Annotated in this window: 14 protein-coding genes; 11 read left to right on the forward strand and 3 right to left on the reverse strand. The window is 49.6% G+C overall.

Features of this window, described 5'->3' with window-relative positions:
• Positions 1-7 precede the first annotated feature (7 nt).
• The 4 genes from crcB (at position 8) to ACJJIY_RS15195 (ending at position 3,528) form a co-directional block, all read left to right on the forward strand.
• On the forward strand, positions 8-382 hold the full coding sequence (gene crcB / locus ACJJIY_RS15180; RefSeq protein ID WP_282933067.1) for a fluoride efflux transporter CrcB: 375 nt from the start codon (positions 8-10) through the stop codon (positions 380-382).
• 47 nt (positions 383-429) lie between these two features.
• Complete coding sequence (gene serS / locus ACJJIY_RS15185) at positions 430-1,713, forward strand: serine--tRNA ligase (RefSeq protein ID WP_445358223.1); 1,284 nt, start codon at positions 430-432, stop codon at positions 1,711-1,713.
• A 92-nt stretch (positions 1,714-1,805) separates the two neighbouring features.
• A complete protein-coding gene (gene cysG, locus ACJJIY_RS15190) occupies positions 1,806-3,200 on the forward strand; it encodes a siroheme synthase CysG (RefSeq protein WP_444913973.1) in 1,395 nt (464 codons plus the stop codon).
• A 64-nt stretch (positions 3,201-3,264) separates the two neighbouring features.
• The gene (locus tag ACJJIY_RS15195; RefSeq protein ID WP_444908100.1) at positions 3,265-3,528 is read left to right on the forward strand and encodes a hypothetical protein; all 264 of its coding nucleotides are present in this window, start codon (positions 3,265-3,267) and stop codon (positions 3,526-3,528) included.
• 22 nt (positions 3,529-3,550) lie between these two features.
• Here the strand turns inward: ACJJIY_RS15195 and ACJJIY_RS15200 are convergent, their stop codons facing one another.
• On the reverse strand, positions 3,551-5,908 hold the full coding sequence (locus ACJJIY_RS15200; protein WP_445358224.1) for a penicillin acylase family protein: 2,358 nt from the start codon (positions 5,906-5,908) through the stop codon (positions 3,551-3,553).
• Positions 5,909-6,203: 295 nt separating this feature from the next.
• Here ACJJIY_RS15200 and ACJJIY_RS15205 point away from each other — a divergent pair, with 295 nt between their 5' ends.
• The 4 genes from ACJJIY_RS15205 (at position 6,204) to ACJJIY_RS15220 (ending at position 11,869) form a co-directional block, all read left to right on the forward strand.
• Positions 6,204-8,753, forward strand: a complete 2,550-nt coding sequence (locus ACJJIY_RS15205) for a TonB-dependent receptor (protein WP_444913971.1) — start codon at positions 6,204-6,206, stop codon at positions 8,751-8,753.
• 362 nt (positions 8,754-9,115) lie between these two features.
• Complete coding sequence (gene egtB, locus ACJJIY_RS15210; protein WP_445358225.1) at positions 9,116-10,420, forward strand: ergothioneine biosynthesis protein EgtB; 1,305 nt, start codon at positions 9,116-9,118, stop codon at positions 10,418-10,420.
• A 2-nt stretch (positions 10,421-10,422) separates the two neighbouring features.
• Positions 10,423-11,391, forward strand: coding sequence for an L-histidine N(alpha)-methyltransferase (gene egtD / locus ACJJIY_RS15215; protein WP_444897507.1), 969 nt, complete (start codon positions 10,423-10,425; stop codon positions 11,389-11,391).
• A 28-nt stretch (positions 11,392-11,419) separates the two neighbouring features.
• Entirely contained in the window at positions 11,420-11,869 is a 450-nt protein-coding gene (locus tag ACJJIY_RS15220) for a DUF411 domain-containing protein (protein WP_445359676.1), read from the forward strand.
• Between the two features lie 9 nt (positions 11,870-11,878).
• On the opposite strand, the gene ACJJIY_RS15225 is transcribed toward ACJJIY_RS15220, so the two are convergent.
• The gene (locus tag ACJJIY_RS15225) at positions 11,879-13,126 is read right to left on the reverse strand and encodes an ArsB/NhaD family transporter (protein ID WP_445358226.1); all 1,248 of its coding nucleotides are present in this window, start codon (positions 13,124-13,126) and stop codon (positions 11,879-11,881) included.
• A 14-nt stretch (positions 13,127-13,140) separates the two neighbouring features.
• Between ACJJIY_RS15225 and ACJJIY_RS15230 the strand changes: the two genes are divergently transcribed.
• Both ACJJIY_RS15230 and ACJJIY_RS15235 read left to right on the forward strand, forming a co-directional pair.
• Positions 13,141-14,457, forward strand: a complete 1,317-nt coding sequence (locus ACJJIY_RS15230; RefSeq protein WP_445358227.1) for an MFS transporter — start codon at positions 13,141-13,143, stop codon at positions 14,455-14,457.
• 34 nt (positions 14,458-14,491) lie between these two features.
• Positions 14,492-15,484 carry a hydrolase gene (locus tag ACJJIY_RS15235; protein ID WP_444897503.1) on the forward strand — a complete coding sequence of 331 codons (993 nt, stop codon included), beginning with the start codon at positions 14,492-14,494 and terminating at the stop codon, positions 15,482-15,484.
• A gap of 25 nt (positions 15,485-15,509) precedes the next feature.
• Here ACJJIY_RS15235 and ACJJIY_RS15240 read toward each other — a convergent pair whose 3' ends face one another.
• Positions 15,510-16,556, reverse strand: a complete 1,047-nt coding sequence (locus ACJJIY_RS15240) for a methyltransferase domain-containing protein (RefSeq protein WP_444913969.1) — start codon at positions 16,554-16,556, stop codon at positions 15,510-15,512.
• Between the two features lie 403 nt (positions 16,557-16,959).
• On the opposite strand from ACJJIY_RS15240, the gene ACJJIY_RS15245 reads away from it, so the two are divergent.
• Positions 16,960-17,577, forward strand: coding sequence for an RNA polymerase factor sigma-70 (locus ACJJIY_RS15245; RefSeq protein WP_444913968.1), 618 nt, complete (start codon positions 16,960-16,962; stop codon positions 17,575-17,577).
• Positions 17,578-17,579: the final 2 nt, after the last annotated feature.

Below are 17,579 nucleotides of genomic sequence, written 5' to 3' on the forward strand. Positions count from 1 at the left end.
CAGCTAAATGCAGTGGCTGGCAGTCGCCCTGGGCGGCGCACTTGGGGCAGTTCTTCGCCACCTGGTGAGTATCTGGAGCTTTCCGGTATTTGAGGGTCGGTTTCCGCTAGGAACCATCATTGTCAATTTAACAGGCTCTTTTTTGATCGGTATTGTTTATGTACTGATCGCTCACCGCGCCATGTTGGGGGAGGAATGGCGTCTACTGTTGATGACCGGCATGTTTGGCGCACTGACAACCTTTTCCACTTTCTCCCTCGAAAGCCTGATACTGTGGCACAATGGCCAGCCGCTGGTGGCCCTTGGCTATATTGTCGGCAGCCTTGTTGGTTGTTTGTTGGCCACCGCTGCTGCTGTCGCTTTGGCGACACGGTATTTTTAATTTAACTTCTCTGTTGTAGGAGCCTGATAACAGGCGAACTGGAAACGATGCTCGATCCCAAACTGATTCGCACGGATATGGACCAGGTGGCCGCTGCCCTGAAAAAGCGCGGTGTAGAACTGGATACTGCCAAACTTGAAGCCCTTGAAGAACGCCGCAAAGAATTGCAGGTGCGCACCGAGAGTTTGCAAAACGAGCGCAATAGCAAGTCGAAAAATATCGGCCGTGCCAAGGCGAATGGTGAAGATATTGCCCCGCTTTTGAAAGAAGTGGAGTCCCTCGGTGGTGAGTTGCAAGATGCCAAACATGCACTGACAGAATTGCAGGGAGAGCTGGATGCAATCTTGTCTGCGATTCCCAACTTGCCGGATGCCTCAGTGCCCGAAGGCGAGAGTGAAGACGATAATGTAGAGGTTCGCCGCTGGGGCCAGCCGCGTACTTTTGACTTTGAAGTTAAAGACCATGTAGACCTGGGCACACACCTTGGTGGTCTCGACTTCGAGATGGCAGTGAAGCTAACCGGCTCCCGCTTTGCGGTAATGAGCGGTGATGTTGCGCGTCTGCATCGCGCGTTGGCACAGTTTATGCTGGATACTCACGCCGAAGAGCATGGTTACCAGGAAACCAATGTGCCGGTTGTTGTGAATGCTGATTCCCTGTACGGCACTTCCCAGCTGCCTAAATTTGAGGAAGACCTGTTTAAGCTCGAAGATGATCGTGGTTTCTACCTGATCCCGACTGCGGAAGTGCCCCTCACCAATATGTATCGCGATCATATTGTTGAAGACAGTGCTAGCCTGCCGCATAAATTGGTTGCTCACACTACCTGCTTCCGCTCTGAAGCTGGCTCTCACGGCCGCGACACTCGTGGCATGATTCGCCAGCACCAGTTTGAAAAGGTAGAACTGGTTTGGGTGGCGCGCCCGGATCAGTCTGAAGAGGCACTGGAAACCCTGACGCAAAATGCGGAGACCATTTTGCAGAAGCTGAACCTGCCATACCGCACAGTGATTCTCTGCGGTGGCGATATCGGTTTCTCTGCTCGAAAGACATACGATATTGAAGTTTGGATTCCGTCCCAGGATAAGTACCGCGAGATATCCTCTTGCTCCCTGGTAGGTGACTTCCAGGCGCGCCGAATGAAGGCACGCTGGCGCAACCCGGAAACCAATAAGCCCGAATTGGTGCATACACTGAATGGCTCCGGCCTTGCCGTGGGTCGTACCCTCATCGCTGTTCTGGAAAATTACCAGCGCGAGGATGGCAGTATTGAGGTGCCGGAAGTATTGCGGCCCTATATGCGAGGCCAGGAAGTGATCTCAGCTTCCTGAGCGTAGCACTCCAAAAGGGCGAGCGTAGAGTTCGCCCTTTTTTGTTTGTAGTAATGAGTTTCACTTTGCCCGCTATTTGATGGAATAAGAAGTTGCGTTATTTACCCCTCGCATTTGATGTCAAAGATCATCCCTGTTTGATTGTTGGAGGCGGCTCCATTGCCACCCGTAAAGCTCGTTTATTGCACAAAGCGGGTGCACGGATATTGGTGGTATCCCCGGAAATTACCGATGAGCTTCAGCAAATGGTGACTGATTCTGGTGGGGAATGGTTTCAATCAGTTTATGCGAGCGAGCATTTACAGAAAGCGGGGCTGGTCGTTGCTGCATCCGATAGCGAGTCCGTGAATGCACAGGTTTCAGCCGATGCCCAGGCTCAGCGCCTGCCGGTCAATGCGGTGGACGCGCCAGAGTTGTGCACGTTTACTTTCCCGGCCATTGTGGAGCGGGGAGATCTATCGATCGGTATCAGTAGTGGTGGCGCGGCTCCAGTACTGGCACGCAGAATCAGGGCCCAGCTCGAAGCTCTGCTGTCGCCGGGTCTGGGACCGCTGGTAACTTTGGCGGCGCGAATGCGCGATAGGGTTAAGGCAGCGCTGCCAGAGTCTCGCCGCAAGAATTTTTGGGAGTGGGTTTTTGCCGGCCCCGTTGCCAACCGCATGGAGGCCGGGCAACCGGCAGATGCCGAGCAGGCGCTGGTGGATGCGCTCCAAGACTGGCAGGGGAGCCCCAATCCGGTGGGTGAGGTTTACCTGGTGGGTGGAGGTCCGGGAGATCCAGACCTGCTGACTTTTCGCGCACTGCGCTTGATGCAGCAGGCAGATGTGGTTCTCTACGATCGGCTGGTTTCACCGGAAGTGATGGAGTTGGTGCGCCGGGATGCAGAGCGAATCTATGTGGGTAAGCGCAAGGCTTTCCACGCGGTGCCACAGGACGATATCAATCAGCTGTTGGTAGATCTGGCCAGCCAAGGTAAAAAGGTTTTGCGGCTTAAGGGAGGCGATCCCTTTATTTTTGGTCGAGGCGGTGAGGAAATAGACAAGTTGTCAGAGGCGGGGATCCCCTTTCAGGTAGTGCCGGGAATCACTGCGGCCTCTGGTTGCGCCAGTTACGCCGGTATCCCACTGACTCACCGGGATCACGCTCAATCTGTGCGCTTTATTACCGGGCACCTGAAAGAGGGTGAGTTGGACCTCCCTTGGCAAGAACTTGCGGGCCCAGCACAAACCCTGGTTTTCTATATGGGGCTTACGGGGTTACAAACTATTTGTGCTGAATTGATTAAACACGGGCTCGATGCGAATACGCCGGCTGCCTTGGTTGAAAAGGGCACTACGCGAGACCAGCGAGTAGTTGTCGGTGACTTGAGCAGCTTGCCGGCCCTTGCTGAAAACAGTGAAGTTCGAGCGCCAACACTCACCATCATTGGTGGGGTAGTGAGCTTGCATGAAAAGCTTCAGTGGTATCAGCCAAATCGAGAGGATTAAGGCAGGCACTCAATGACGCCGAGAGTACCTATACTGAAAAGGTACTCTCAGAGTGGTGTTCAATATGCTGCTTGCATTTATTCGCTTTTATTGCACCAATGCTGTGCGCTTTTTTCTCCCACCGGTCCGTGAAATAGCAATTCCTGCACAGCTAGACAGTCACACCCGGCGCTACACCTACCACTACCAGCAAAAGAAGAGTTGGGTGAGAAATCTCTGGATTACATCGGCGGCATTGATGTTGTGCTTTCCCGTGCTGCCTTTCGTTGTGAGTCTTGCCTTCTTCACCACGTTTCTGTCTTTCGCAATTCTCGATGAGACTGCTTGACTTTAGCGTCCCTGCGGTACCTCTAATTTAACGTGAGTCGGTAGCGAGGCTCGCGTTCAACAAATGATGAAGCGTTTCCCTTTACCCAATCCTGATGGCCGTTACCGAAAAATGGTGAGAGTGGATGGGCACTTTGACCTGTTGCCATATGGAAAATACCGTCTGCATCCCGACCCGGTGAAACCACTAAGCGCTGGGATGCGCCATGAGTGGGAGATTGGAAGCGGGGCATATGGGTATCTCCTGCGAGAGGCTCCGCAGGCATTGCCAGGAACCAGTTCAGCGGTGGTATTGCTTTGCCCAGTGGATGCTGGATCTTTGCCGTGTTTTCAGCACCCCAGGATTGACGCTTAAGGGGCTGATTGCTGCGGTTCATTTTTTCCAGTACTTGATCCAGGGCGGCGAGCTTTATCGCGTTCCAGGATTCAAAATCCGGGTTGAGAAGCTGTTTTGGCTCTTGCTGAGCCATTTCCCAAAGTGGGTATTCAAATTGGCGCTTGAGTTGGCCGAAAGAAAACTTAGGCTGATAGCGGCGCATGTAAGTCAAAATGGGCGCTGTCGTAAGCTCCATCAACTTCAGGCGATAGTTGCGAACGATGCGATAGCCTACGGAGTCGATGGCGGCTCGGCCTCCCCAATTTTGAATCTGTGTATATACCTCGCGGTAGTCTTGCTGATCTTCAAGTAAGGTGAGGAGGTGTTGCTGCCACCGCTCGAGAAAAACTGCCTGATCGTCGAGCTGGATATTTAAAAGGTCCTGCTCATTGAATTTTTCTTGAGCGAAAAGCCGTTCGCGAATTTGTTGCTGACGTGCGCCGAGCGCATAGCCGTGGTTGCCCATGAGTTTGAGATAGTCCCCATCAACGATACGAGCGTTGGCACTCCAGATTCGGCCGGACTCCGGGTTATACAGGCGGGGATGCTCCTGGGGGCTTAAATAGCCGTCCCAATAGGCACTACCATCTGCCCAGCTGATTGATCGACTGCCATCAAACCCGACTCGCTTGGGAATAGCGCCAGCCACAGTCCAACCAATATTGCCGTTACTATCGCCAACCACTAGGTTCTGATGAGGGATGCCTATGGTGGGGCCAAGCTCCAGAGCTTCTTCGGCGGTGCGAACAACTTCCATATCAATCAAGTTCATATTGCCGCCCAGAGTGTCGTGAGCAACCCAGCGGAATGCGAGAGGAACGCCATCGTGGTTTGTACCGATAACGGGACCCCAGATAGTTGTGCGAACTTCTATGGTTTTTGGGTCGCTGCCTTTGACGGCGATAGATTCTGTTTCATAGGCAAAATTCCTCCAGCCTTCAGGCGTTTTATATTGATTGCCGTCTTCGCTGAGTTCCAGTGGAATCAGGTCACTCCAGTCGCCACCGGTGTTGGTAAATCCCCAGGCAACTAATTCGTTGCTTCCGGCAACCATAATTGGGCCGCCTGGAAGGGTTACGCCACGAACAAATCGGTTGGTGCCTGGTATGCTCCAGCCTGCTCGGAACCAGATATTGGGAACACTCAGCCCGAGGTGCATATCGTTGGCAAGAATGGCTCCACCGTGCGCTGTTAAATTACCGCCGACCACCCAGTTATTACTGCCGTAAATTTTGTCATCACTCTCCATCGCCTGATAAACGATAGTGTCCTGTTCATCTAAAAGTGCAGAAATCGGTGTTTCTGGGAGGCTGACCTTTTCTCGTGCGTCTCCAAATAGTGGTGCGTCCCACCGCCCGCCTTGGGGAAAATAGAAAGCGTAGAGATCTGCTGGAAGTAATTCGGCTAAAGCGGTGTCGCGAAGTTCATAACTACCGCGTTCACTTTGTAGCGTCAGGTACATGCTGTAGATAGTTAACAGGCTGTCGGCAGAATTCCAGGGGCGCGGTTCCTGACCCAATAACAAATACTCCCAGGGTTTTGCGGGAAGCTGGTTGAGGCCAAAATTAATACCGTTGATATATTGATCCAGAAGGGCCTTTTGTTCCGCCGGCATCGCAGCAATGTTTCGCTCTGCTCGCTGGCGAAATTGATGCAAACGTACCTTTTGATCGTGTTTTATAGTGGACGCGCCCAGTAATTCTGATAATTCCCCAGCAGAACTTCTCCGCAACAGATCCATTTGAAAAAAACGTTCCTGCGCGTGTAAAAAGCCCAATGCGAAGGCCGAACTGTTTCGGTTTTCAGAATGAATTAATGGCACTCCCTGTGAATCGCGCTCGATAACAACCGGGTCTTTTAATTCACCCGTGGTAATGGTTCCATCGAGAATAGGCAAGCTCTGTCGGAGCCAGATCCAGGAGCCAATTAAAAATATAATTATCAAACCCAATAGGCTGATAATTAGTGCTGGCATATACCGCTTGAGAAATGGAAATGTCGTCATTGTGGTGGCTGCAAAATCTCTGAGTTAATGTCGGTAGCACTTTTTTGTGCAATTTTAATTTCACTCGCAAAGTTACTAAGCGATACAAAGAGTAACTTTTAGTGACAAAACCCAAGCTTTAAATTATAGGATTTTCCTGTCATTCACTGCTATTTCTCGAAGAACTGACTGGTCACAAGAAAAAAGTCATCGCAGGGTTTTCAATATGAAAACGCAACCGTAAGATGGCGTGCAATAACAAAAACAACAAGAAATCGAAAACATCAGGCTGTATAACAATAAACGCGAGGACGCGATGATGCACGATGTTGGTAGAGATGTAACAAACCGTAGATTCAATCTTTCCATTCTTTCTGGAACCATTGCTTTCCTCACCGCTGTTGGCTCTCACGTTCACGCTGCGGAAATTGAGGAGGTTGTCGTTACTGCGCAGAAGCGAGCGGAAAACCTACAGGACGTACCTATCGCGATTTCCGCCTTTACCGGGGAAAATATAAAAGAAGCCGGTGTCAAAAATTTGACTGACTTGGGGAAATATACGCCGGGCGTGGAAATGCACAATGATACCGCCCTGCAGCCAACGTACAGTATTCGCGGTGTGCAAACTAATGACTGGACCATAGGCTCTGATCCAGCAGTGGCGGTCTATGTGGATGGGGTTTATACCGGCCGCAGTGCAGGTGCCGAGATACCGCTGACCGATATTGAGAGGGTTGAAGTCCTCAAAGGGCCGCAGGGTACACTATTCGGTCGCAATGCCACCGGTGGTGCGATCCATATTATTACCACCAAACCGCAGGCGGATGACTCCACGGAATTAAATCTAACTGCCGGTAATTATGGGCGCCAGTCGTCGGATCTTTTGGTTAATCGCCAGATTAGTGACAACCTGTATGGCCGTTTTTCGGCGTCGACAAATCGTCGCGATCCATTTGCCGATAATTTAGCAAATGGATTCTCTGTAGGGGATCAGGATACTCAGACCTACCGCGCCTCTGTGTTGTGGGAGCCGGCGACGGATACTGAGGTGCTGTGGCGCGCTAATTACGGGATTATGGATCAAGGCAGCGCTTTGCGAACAACCATAGTGCCCAGCCTTAAAGATGAAACGGATGTTTTTGGCGACTACGCCCTGGATACCCCGACCATTGAGGATCGTGATTCCTTTGGCACATCACTGACAATTACCAAAGATTTCGATAATTTCACTTTTACTTCGATTACTGCCTACAGCGAATTCGATGCCCACCTGCAGCAGGATGAGGATGGTACCGCCAACCCGGACTATATGTTTGGGTCCGCCAATACTGATGATCAAAGCCAGTTCTCTCAAGAATTCCGTCTCAATGGTGCTACAGATACCATCAAATGGACTCTGGGAGCTTCTTACTCCGAAGAAGAGGTGGATCACACCACTTATGCCAATTTCACTACCGGATCGGTGGAATCCTTTGCCGTTTATGAAGGGGTAAAGGCTGCCTATCCGGACCTGACCCAAACCGAGCAAGAGGACTTAGCGGTTATCACCCGTGCGCAGTTACAGCAGGCGGGGTTGGAGGGAATTGCCAGCGCTTCCTTTGTCTATGACCTAATGCTGCAAACAGGCCAGGTGGATGCATTACTCGCTCAGTTAGGGGCCACTGGTATAACCGGCGATATGCTCTATGCGGAAGATGTAGTCGGACAGATGATGGCGGGCTTTAATCCCTGGATAGCCTCGGATGCACATTGGGGAGAGAGTGTTCGCAACACAGGTGATTACCGTTCCAGTGCTATTTACGGTGACATGACCTGGAGCCTTACCGATAAGATGGACCTGACTGTCGGTGCTCGTTATACCTACGATCAAAAAGATTTCACCATCCAGACGGCTTATGGCAACAGTATTCCCCTGTCACTGTCTGGCGGAGATGTGCGCTTAGTTGACGGAGATGGCAACGTAATCGGCACTGTAACCCTGCCTGAAGTCGACTTGGGGTCCCAGTTGTTTGGCATTGTGTTTTTCAACAATGGCCAGCCGGTTTTGGACTCCAAATTGAGTGATAGCTGGAGCGACCTTTCCGGTCGTATAGTGCTGGATTACCGCTGGAATGACGATGTGATGACCTATGTCTCCCTGGCGGATGGTTTTAAAGCCGGTGGATTCAATAGCCTGAACTTTGGTCCCGGGGTTGAGTCGTCTTTCGATCAGGAAGATGTCGTTAACCTGGAGGTTGGTCTTAAGAGCAGCCTGTTCGACAACCGAGTACGCTTGAATACCTCTATTTACACCTACGAATACAACAATTTGCAGGAGTTGGATCTGGTGGGTACTCCTATTCCCAGTTATAACTTGCGGAATTCGGATGCGGAGGGTACTGGGGCGGAGATCGAAGTGCAGTGGGCAGTAACAGAGAGCTTGTTTATTGCCGGTAATTACTCCTACCTGGATACAGAGTTTACTGACTACCAGATCATCGAAGCTATTGGTGAGACTGAAGAGGACTCGAAAGTAGGTCAGTCCCGGGTATCAACGCCAGAGAATAAATTCAACCTAATGGCTGAATACACAGTGGACCTTGCATCTGGCGGGGAGTTTATTTTCCGTGGCGATTACAACTGGACAGATGAGCGAATTGGTTCGATTACTGACCGGACACGTATCGTGGAAGACTACCAGTTGTTCAACCTGCGGGCGGCCTGGAACAGCCCTTCAGATAGTTATTCATTAGCGCTCTGGATACAAAATTTGACGGATGAAGAAATCGCTGGCGGCTATGGTGGTACCGGTGCAGCCATTGGTGCCAGTCCCGCTTGGCGCTTTATGCCGAGAATGTACGGTGCGGATTTAACTGTCCGATTTTAATTAACCCATGGGTTAATACGGCACAGGGATGTGCTGTTGTCGACCTTGGGAGGGCATTTAAAGGCTACAAGGGTATTGTGGGATTATTTAGAGCCCCTTATTCCGGCAGTAGTCTATAAAAAACGTTTAGACTGTGAAAATTGCGTCTAAATTTTGAAAGAAATAGTACATAAAACAATTTTTGCTCTATTTTATTAAGTTATTCCTGTCAGCATGACGAGAGAGTGGGCCGGTTTATCCGGCCCTTTTTTTTATTGACCCTTCAAGAGAAAAATAAACTGGCGCATATACCCTTCTGTTGAATAGCAAGCCTCTAGGTTTACACCTAAAACTGCGTATGATGATTTCAATAGAGAAGAAATGTGTCGCAGTTGATTACTAATATGGCAATACACGTCGGTGAAGTAACTTTAGAGGAAGTACAACATCAACTTCTCAGTGATTACCAGAAGGTTCGTGCAGAGACAGAGAACCTCGCTTTGCCGTTATCCCCAGAGGATATGCAGCTACAGTCTATGCCGGATGCCAGTCCTACCAAATGGCATTTAGCACATACGAGCTGGTTCTTTGAGACCTTTATCCTTGCTAACCGGTTGCGGGGATATCAAACGTTTAACCCACACTTCAACCACCTGTTCAACTCTTACTACAACAGTTTGGGTACCCCCTTTGCACGCCCTAACAGGGGGCTAATTTCGCGTCCGGATAGTGCCCAGGTTTATGAATATCGAAAGTTTATCGATGACTCCATGCACCGGTTGCTCAGTGAGTACCCGATTCCTGAAAATTTGGCCGCGTTGGTCCAGCTGGGGTTGAATCATGAGCAGCAGCACCAGGAATTGATATTGACCGATATCAAGCATGCTCTATCAACTAATCCCATGGCACCAGCTTACCGGGATATGTTTCCTGAAGAAGAAGACGGGGCACTGGAACCACTGCGTTGGTTGAGCATACCCAAGGACTTCTATGGGATAGGGAGTGATGGGGATGCTTTCTGCTTTGATAATGAAGGCCCTGAGCATCAGCAGTTTATCGATGACTTTGTGATTGCCTCCCGATTGGTTACCAATGGCGAGTATCTTGAATTTATAGAGGATGGTGGCTATGAACAGCATCGGCTATGGCTTTCGGATGGTTGGCTGCATTTGCAGAAAAATCAGCAAAAGCACCCATCCTATTGGCGGCTGAACAGTGATGGTTGGCATCAGTACTCCCTCTATGGGTTGCTACCCTTAAATCCAGCTGAGCCTGTCTGTCATCTTTCTTTCTATGAGGCAGATGCTTTCGCAACCTGGGCTGGAAAACGATTGCCTACCGAATTTGAGTGGGAGGCAGCTGCTTGCCATTTACGCCAGCCGAACCAGATGGCATCAGCTAATTTCCTGGAAAAACGTCACTTCAGGCCATTGCAGGCGCAACGGGGACAAACGCAGTTCTTAGGGGATTTGTGGGAGTGGACTTCCAGCGCTTACTTACCTTATCGAGGCTTCAGAGCCCGGGAGGATGCAGTAGGGGAGTACAACGGAAAGTTTATGTGTAACCAAAAGGTTCTTCGCGGTGGATCTTTTGCAACTCCGGCTGACCATATCCGGATCAGTTACCGCAACTTCTTTTATCCACACCAGTCGTGGCAATTTACCGGTATCCGTTTGGCAGGAGACTAAATGTGAAAGCAGCCGTATCATCGATGCAGGAAAGTTCACAACAAGACCATGAATTTCTCAATGATGTGTTACGGGGGTTGGCCGGAGATCAGAAAACACTACCGTGTAAATACCTATACGACGAACTTGGCTCTCAGTTATTCGAGAAAATATGTGATGTAGACGATTATTATTTAACCCGTACTGAGGCGAAGATATTCAGTCAGTATCTACCGGATATTGCTGAGGAAATTGGCCCAGGGGCGCTACTGGTGGAGCCCGGTGCAGGCAACTGCGAAAAAGTAGAGGGCCTACTGCATCTATTAAAAAGCCCTAGCGGATACTATCCCATCGATATTTCCCCGGAGATTCTCTATCTGGCGGGGCAACGAATTAAAAAAGGCTTACCTCATATTTCTATCTGGCCGGAAGTGGGTGACTTTACTCAAGCCGAAGTATGGGACAATCTGTCGAATATTGAGTCAAAAAAACGTGTGGTGTTTTTTCCTGGTTCGACAATTGGAAACTTTGAGCCGGATAGGGCGGAGCAATTGCTGGAGACGTTTGCGGCAAATTTGAGAGCGGGAGACGGCCTGCTTATCGGAACTGATTTAGTTAAAGATTCAGTTGTGCTGGAGAGGGCGTATCACGATAGTGAGCATATTACGGAGCAGTTTAACAAGAACCTCCTGCAACGAATTAACAGTGAGTTGGGAGGCAACTTTGATTTGTCATCTTTCTCTCATCGCGCCTTCTATCAGCCATTGCGACAACGCGTAGAAATGCATTTAGTTAGCCTCCGGGATCAAAGCGTCGCAATCGCTGGGGAACAAATCGTCTTTTCGGAAGGGGAGACTATTCATACCGAGAATAGCCATAAATATAAAGTGAGTAGTTTTAATACCCTGTTGATGAAAGGCGGCTTTAAACCTGTTCGCCACTGGACTGATTCCTCTGAATCTTATGCTATTCACTATGCCCAGGCTATCTAGGGAGGTTTTAGGTCTCCTTTTCTCACTGGTGATATTGACCGCACCAGCAAGTTTTGCTGGTACGGAGGAAAAAAAACAGTGGGATGCCGATAGTTTTATTGTGTATAAACACCCGCTTTGCTTTTGTTGTAACAAGTGGGTGGATTATCTACGGGGTAACGACATTGCTGTATCTACCAGTTCTGAGCTGAATATGGCCAAAATTCGGGAGCAATGGGGTGTTCCTCGGGGGATGGAGGGTTGCCATACGGCGGTGTGGCACAACAAATATGTTTTTGAAGGCCATGTTCCCGTCAAACATATTCTGCAATTTATTTCCTCTCCTCCAGAGGATGGAATTGGTCTATTAGTACCCGGGATGCCAGTTGGCAGCCCAGGAATGGAAGTGGATGGAAAGTTTGAACCTTACAATATTTATCTGCTGCTGGAAGGGGGAGACTACCGCCCCTTTGTCCGAGTCGAGAAGCCCCAGAGTTAGCTCTTGTTTTTAGGTCTGTAGCGAGCTGTACCAAATAATATAGAGATAACTCGCTGCCACACTGATAACACTTACCGGCAACATCAATAAAAAGAACTGCCAGAAGTTAAATGGTTGCACACCAAATTTTTCCGCCTGCTGCAGCACTATTACATTGCTGGCTGCGCTGATGATAAATAGGTTACCAGCAACTGTAGATATGGCTGATAGCATCATAAGTGTTTGAATGTCGTGTTCATGTAGAAGATTCAGGTAGATTTCCACTACGGGAACATTGGAAAACAGTTGGCTGGCAAAAAAACTGACAAAAGTTACGGTTTCAGGTTCAGCCAGATTAATCCCGCTCTTGTGCAGAAAAAACTGTAGTGATCCGGACTTGAGTAGTGAGCCGGTCACAATAAACATGGAAATAAAGAAAAAGAGAGTGGGCCAGTCTACTTCTCTCAGTATTCTTCTTCTTTCATGACTTGCCAGATAAATGGGTGAGCAGGCGACCAAGCCTATTTGACCCAAGGTTGGGTGGTAAATACCTTCTACGTTATGAAGTACACTGCCTAATGCTATTAGAATTACCAGAAGGGCTGCCGACAATAGAGGTGGCCATTTTTGTGCTATCTCATTGTCCTCTCGAGGCTGAATGCCTACATTGTGACTGGGTTCGTCAACTTTAAGAAACCTTTTTAACCAAAGAATCGACAGCAGCATGGTGATTGCTGCCGGGATAAAGATCCACTCGGCAAATACCAGAAACATATTGTCAAACTGCCCTGCGTTGGCAATCAAGATATTTTGTGGGTTGCCGACTGGGGAGATCATACTGCCGATCGTTACTGTGGCGCAAAGTAAAATAAGTAGGGGTACAACACCCCAGTTCATATCCCTAGCCATCAATAGAGCGATGGGTACACCAATCACTGCTGCAGCATCATTGGTGAGAAGGGCGGCGCAGACGGCCATGATCAGGACATAGCTTGCCAGTATGGTATTGGGTTTTTTTCGCGAGAGTATTCGCTTGCTGATTTGCGCTGAAATCCCTGTGTCGTATAGAGCGGATGCAATCGAAAATACAGAGAATAAGTAGAGGATTAAATCCCAATCCACAGCAAAGAATGCGTCCTTAAGTGTGATTTGCCTCAGCGCCAAAAGTGCTACTGCGCCGAGGGTCATGATGTGCCAGATACGAACGGCAGACGGTAGCCATTGGCGCACGGCTATTAGGATAAAGATGATTGCCGAGACGGTTAAGCTGATAGACATCTATCGTTATCCGAGTGTCGCTAGTCCCAACTGCTACTCTGGTTTTCAGCATTGCTATTTTTCTGAGGCTCTATCCAGTGCAGCAGAGTGCCAACAAGGCCATTCATAAGAGTTTAAACAAACCTCTTCTCTTTACGAATTTCTTTGCTGGAGATGTGGTTGCGGGTTTGGGACCATACCTGGCTATTTACCTGCTCTCAGCCATGCACTGGAAGCCGGGAGATATTGGGGTTGTCCTGGCAATTGGCGGGGTAACCACTGTACTGCTGCAGACACCTGCTGGCGCATTTATCGATAGTACTCGCTTTAAGAGAGGGCTTATTGCCGCTTGCGGGATCATTATCGGTATTGTTTCTATCACTATTGTGGAATTTACCAGCCACAAGCCATTGATTTATCTCTCCCAGGTTTTGATGGGAGGCGCAATTGCCTTCGTGGCTCCTTCTATTGCGGCAATCACACTCGGGGTTACCAGCGATAAAAACTTTACCTATCAAACCAGTGCCAACCAGGCCTCCAATCATGCGGGCAATGTCTTTGCTGCTGGGCTTGCAGCGATTCTTGCCCTGACTATTTCCGGGCAGGGGGTGTTCTGGTTGATGGCGGTTATGGGTGCCCTTATGGCGATCTCGGTAGCCTTTATTCCGGGAAAATCTATCGATCATATCCGTGCTCGGGGCGGAGAGCACAAGGATCTAGAGGGCAAAGCTCAGCCGTCGGGCTTCAAGTCACTGCTGTCTGACAGGCGCCTGGTCGCTTTGGCTGTCAGCGTGTTTCTATTCCACTTTGGCAATGCCGCGATGTTGCCCTTGGTGAGTCAGAAACTGTCGATTAACTCGAATGCCGATATAGCTATTGCCTTTACATCAGCTTGTATCATCGCCGCCCAGTTTATGATGATGCTGATGTCCTTTCTGTGTGCGGCCAAAGCGGATACCTGGGGGCGCAAGCTAATCTTCCTTATCGGTTTTTTTATCAATCCGGTACGGGCGCTGTTGTTTATGTCTACGGACAATCCGTACTTCCTGGTAGCAATTCAATCCCTGGATGGCGTGGCTAATGGTATATTTGGCGTCATTATTATTTTAATGTGTGCCGACCTGACACGTGGTACGGGCCGTTTCAATGTTACTCAGGGCGCTATGGCTGCCTTGGTGGGAATTGGTTCGGCATGTAGTAATTTTTCTGCGGAATATATTGTTCAGTATTTTGGCTATGGCGTTGCTTTTCTTACTTTGGGAGCTATTGCTCTGATCGCCGGTACATTTTTTCTGATTTTTGTCCCAGAAACGAAAGGGGCAACAATCCCTAAACCATCAGCAGGAAACTGATAGCCCCGGTTGTTTCGACTATTGATAGAAATCTATGGTTAATTCTTTTTCTCCAGCCCCAGGCCTTGGCAATCGACATATTCAGACCGTATTCAGTCGTTTTCACCGCGCCACCCCCTGGATTGAGACAGATTGCCGCTGGTACGAAACGCCTGATGGCGATCGCCTTTCTTTGCATTTTCCCAGGCCGCTACGCAATGACCCCGATTATCCTCTGGTATTGATACTTCACGGTTTGGGAGGTTCGGTAGAGTCGCCCTATGTGCAGGGGCTGATGGAAACTCTTCTGGCATACCATTATCAGGTCGCTGTAATGCATTTTCGAGGTTGTGGTGGTGTGCCTAACAAGTTGCCGAGGGCCTATCACAGTGGTGACACTGAAGATCCTCGCTGGCTGGTTAGTGAACTTAAGAAGCAGTTTCCATTAATGACGATTGCCGTGGTTGGCTTCTCATTGGGCGGAAATGTTGTTCTGAAAATGTTAGGTGAAGATGGTGGCCGCGGGCAGGTAGCCGCTGGGATTGCTGTTTCGGCGCCAATGGACCTCCATGCCTGTAGTCGCTACATCAACACTGGTATATCCCACCTTTATGAGCGCCACCTGATTAGCGGGCTTCGTTTGAGCCTGCTTCATAAGGCGAAAGACCCACAGTTGGCTGCGGCCTTACCCGATCTCAATTGCAGTGAGGACTTTGTCGATTTCAGGCATTTCGACAATGCTTTCACTGCGCCGTTACATGGTTTTCGTGATGTGGATGAGTATTACACCCAGGCATCCAGTAAGCCTTTACTCAAAGATATTCGCACGCCGACTTTGATTATCAACGCCGTTGATGATCCTTTTATTTGTCCATCAGCGATACCTGTAACCAGCGAAGTTAGTTCTGCTGTCGATTTGGCGGTGAGTGATCGAGGGGGGCATGTAGGGTTTATAGATGGGACGGTATGGAGCCCCAGTTATTGGCTGGAGAAAAAAATACCCTACTTTTTGGGGGCAGTCGTTGGGTTTCCAAAGGGAGCCCGTTAGGGGGCTCCCATATCCAGGCTAAGGGTTAACAGCACTGGGTACTCGATTGATCCGCTTCGGGAGTGTCGCTGGCAAATGGCATTTCCTTGCCGCAGCCGGGAAACAGGCCAAAGTGCCGTGAAAAATCGCCAATAAACTCGAAGTGGGGTGCGAGACGGGTCTCTGCGAGCATTCTCCAAGTATTACCGCACACAGGGAATACTCGTCCGGTCTCAATAATGTGGTGTCCATCGAGAACGAATTGATCGGCAGAGCCCGGTAGTGTGCCTTTGTAAATCACTGCTTGGCCGTAATCCTCACAGTCTTTTTCCAGTTGCGCTAATTTGAACAATCGATAAGTGGCGGAAAAAAATCGAATTGATCCACAGCGCTGGGCCAGGGTTGGGTTGGTGATAAGTAATGGCCGACTCTCCACCAGGCGTGGATCGCGGAAGCCGCTGCCCTGAGCAATTTCCAGAAAGTCATTCCAGTAGAGTGCGCCCCCAAGACACTCGCCGAATAGTTCGGGGTCAGAGCTAATTGCGGGGGGAATGCGACGGTCGGCATAGACATCGGAGAAGTAAAATTCTCCCCCTTGTTTCAGCAGCCGGAACAAGCCTTTGAGTACAGCATCTTTGTCTGTGGAGAGGTTAACCACACAATTGGAAATGATCACATCAAAGCTTTCAGGCTCTAATTCCAGTTCCTCCAGCTTTTCGATGTAGCCGTGCAGGAAGCGGACATTGTCATAGCCAAACTTGTCGGCGTGATGGGCTTGGTGCTGCCTGGCCACAGCCAACTGCTCTTCCGTCATATCGACACCTACTACTTCACCTTTTGGGCCTACCAACTGGGAGAGTAAGTAAATATCCCGGCCTGAGCCACAGCCAAGATCCAGTACCCGGCAGCCTTCCAAAAGTGGAGGGCAGACAAGTCCGCAGCCGTAATAGCGGGATAGGACATCGGGATGAATATTGGACAGCAATGGTTTTAGCCACTCTGGCATATCGCTGGGATCACAACAGGCATTGGTCTTCAGGTCTGAAGAGTTCTTTAGTTGGCGTCCGTAGTAGTCCTGTACTAAATCGTGCATTGGCTCTTTACCTATTGCGGGGGTTAACCAAAAAGGCGCAGTTGCGCCGGTATTGGCGCTCTTTGTAATTTTGTTGAGGAAGTGTAACAAGTCTGCGGTTCCCGCGACTAAAAACCAGAGGAATCACGGAAGAGTTGAGGAGTTAGAGGTTCTTCTGGCCAAAGGTTTCCGCTTTCGAATCTGATGCAGAGCTCTATACTGGCATGATATTTCACTCATTCTGGCTCGAGAGGCGGGGTAAAGCTGAAAAGTCTCAATTGGCACAAAAATACCAGCATGATGCACTAGATATTTCAGAATCAGCAAAATTGCCTTTTGGCGCCAGTGGGAATTGGTTTGTAGAGAATCGCATTATTTTCGTTAATATCGACTCTCTCCGCTTCGATATTATGAGGGAACGTAATTGAGCGATCACCTAGCTCCCAGTGCTTCGACAGCCTCCGCCGAGGATTCCTTACAGAATTCGCAGTTCCTGGTGGATTTACGCCAGCAGATGCTGCGTTTTGCCAGTTTGCAGTTGCAGGATACACAGCTGGCTGAGGATGCTGTTCAGGAAGCATTGATGGGTGCCCTAAAGAACTCGCGCAGCTTTTCCGGTCGCTCGGCTTTGAAGACTTGGGTCTTCGCCATTCTCAAGAACAAGATTGCCGACATATTGCGACAGAGACAGCGCTTCGTGGATGCGGATCAATTGGTTCGTGGGGATAGGGAAGAATATGATCACGATGAGCTGTTTGATCAGACGGGGCACTGGCAGAAGGATGAAAAGCCCAAGCGCTGGGCTGATCCTGAGTCGGCAATTCACGACAAGCATTTCTGGCGGATCTTCGAGGCCTGTCTCAGCCATCTTCCCTCGCGCCAAGCGCAGATCTTTATGATGAGGGAATTTATTGAGCTGGAAAGCCATGAAATCTGTGCTGCCATGGAGATTACCGTTAGCAACTTAAATGTCACATTGCACAGGGCGCGCCTTCGCTTGCGCGAGTGTCTGGAAGATAACTGGTTTGGTGTGGAGAAGTGACA

The sequence above is a fragment of the Microbulbifer maximicatervae (SeqCode) genome, from assembly GCF_052468155.1.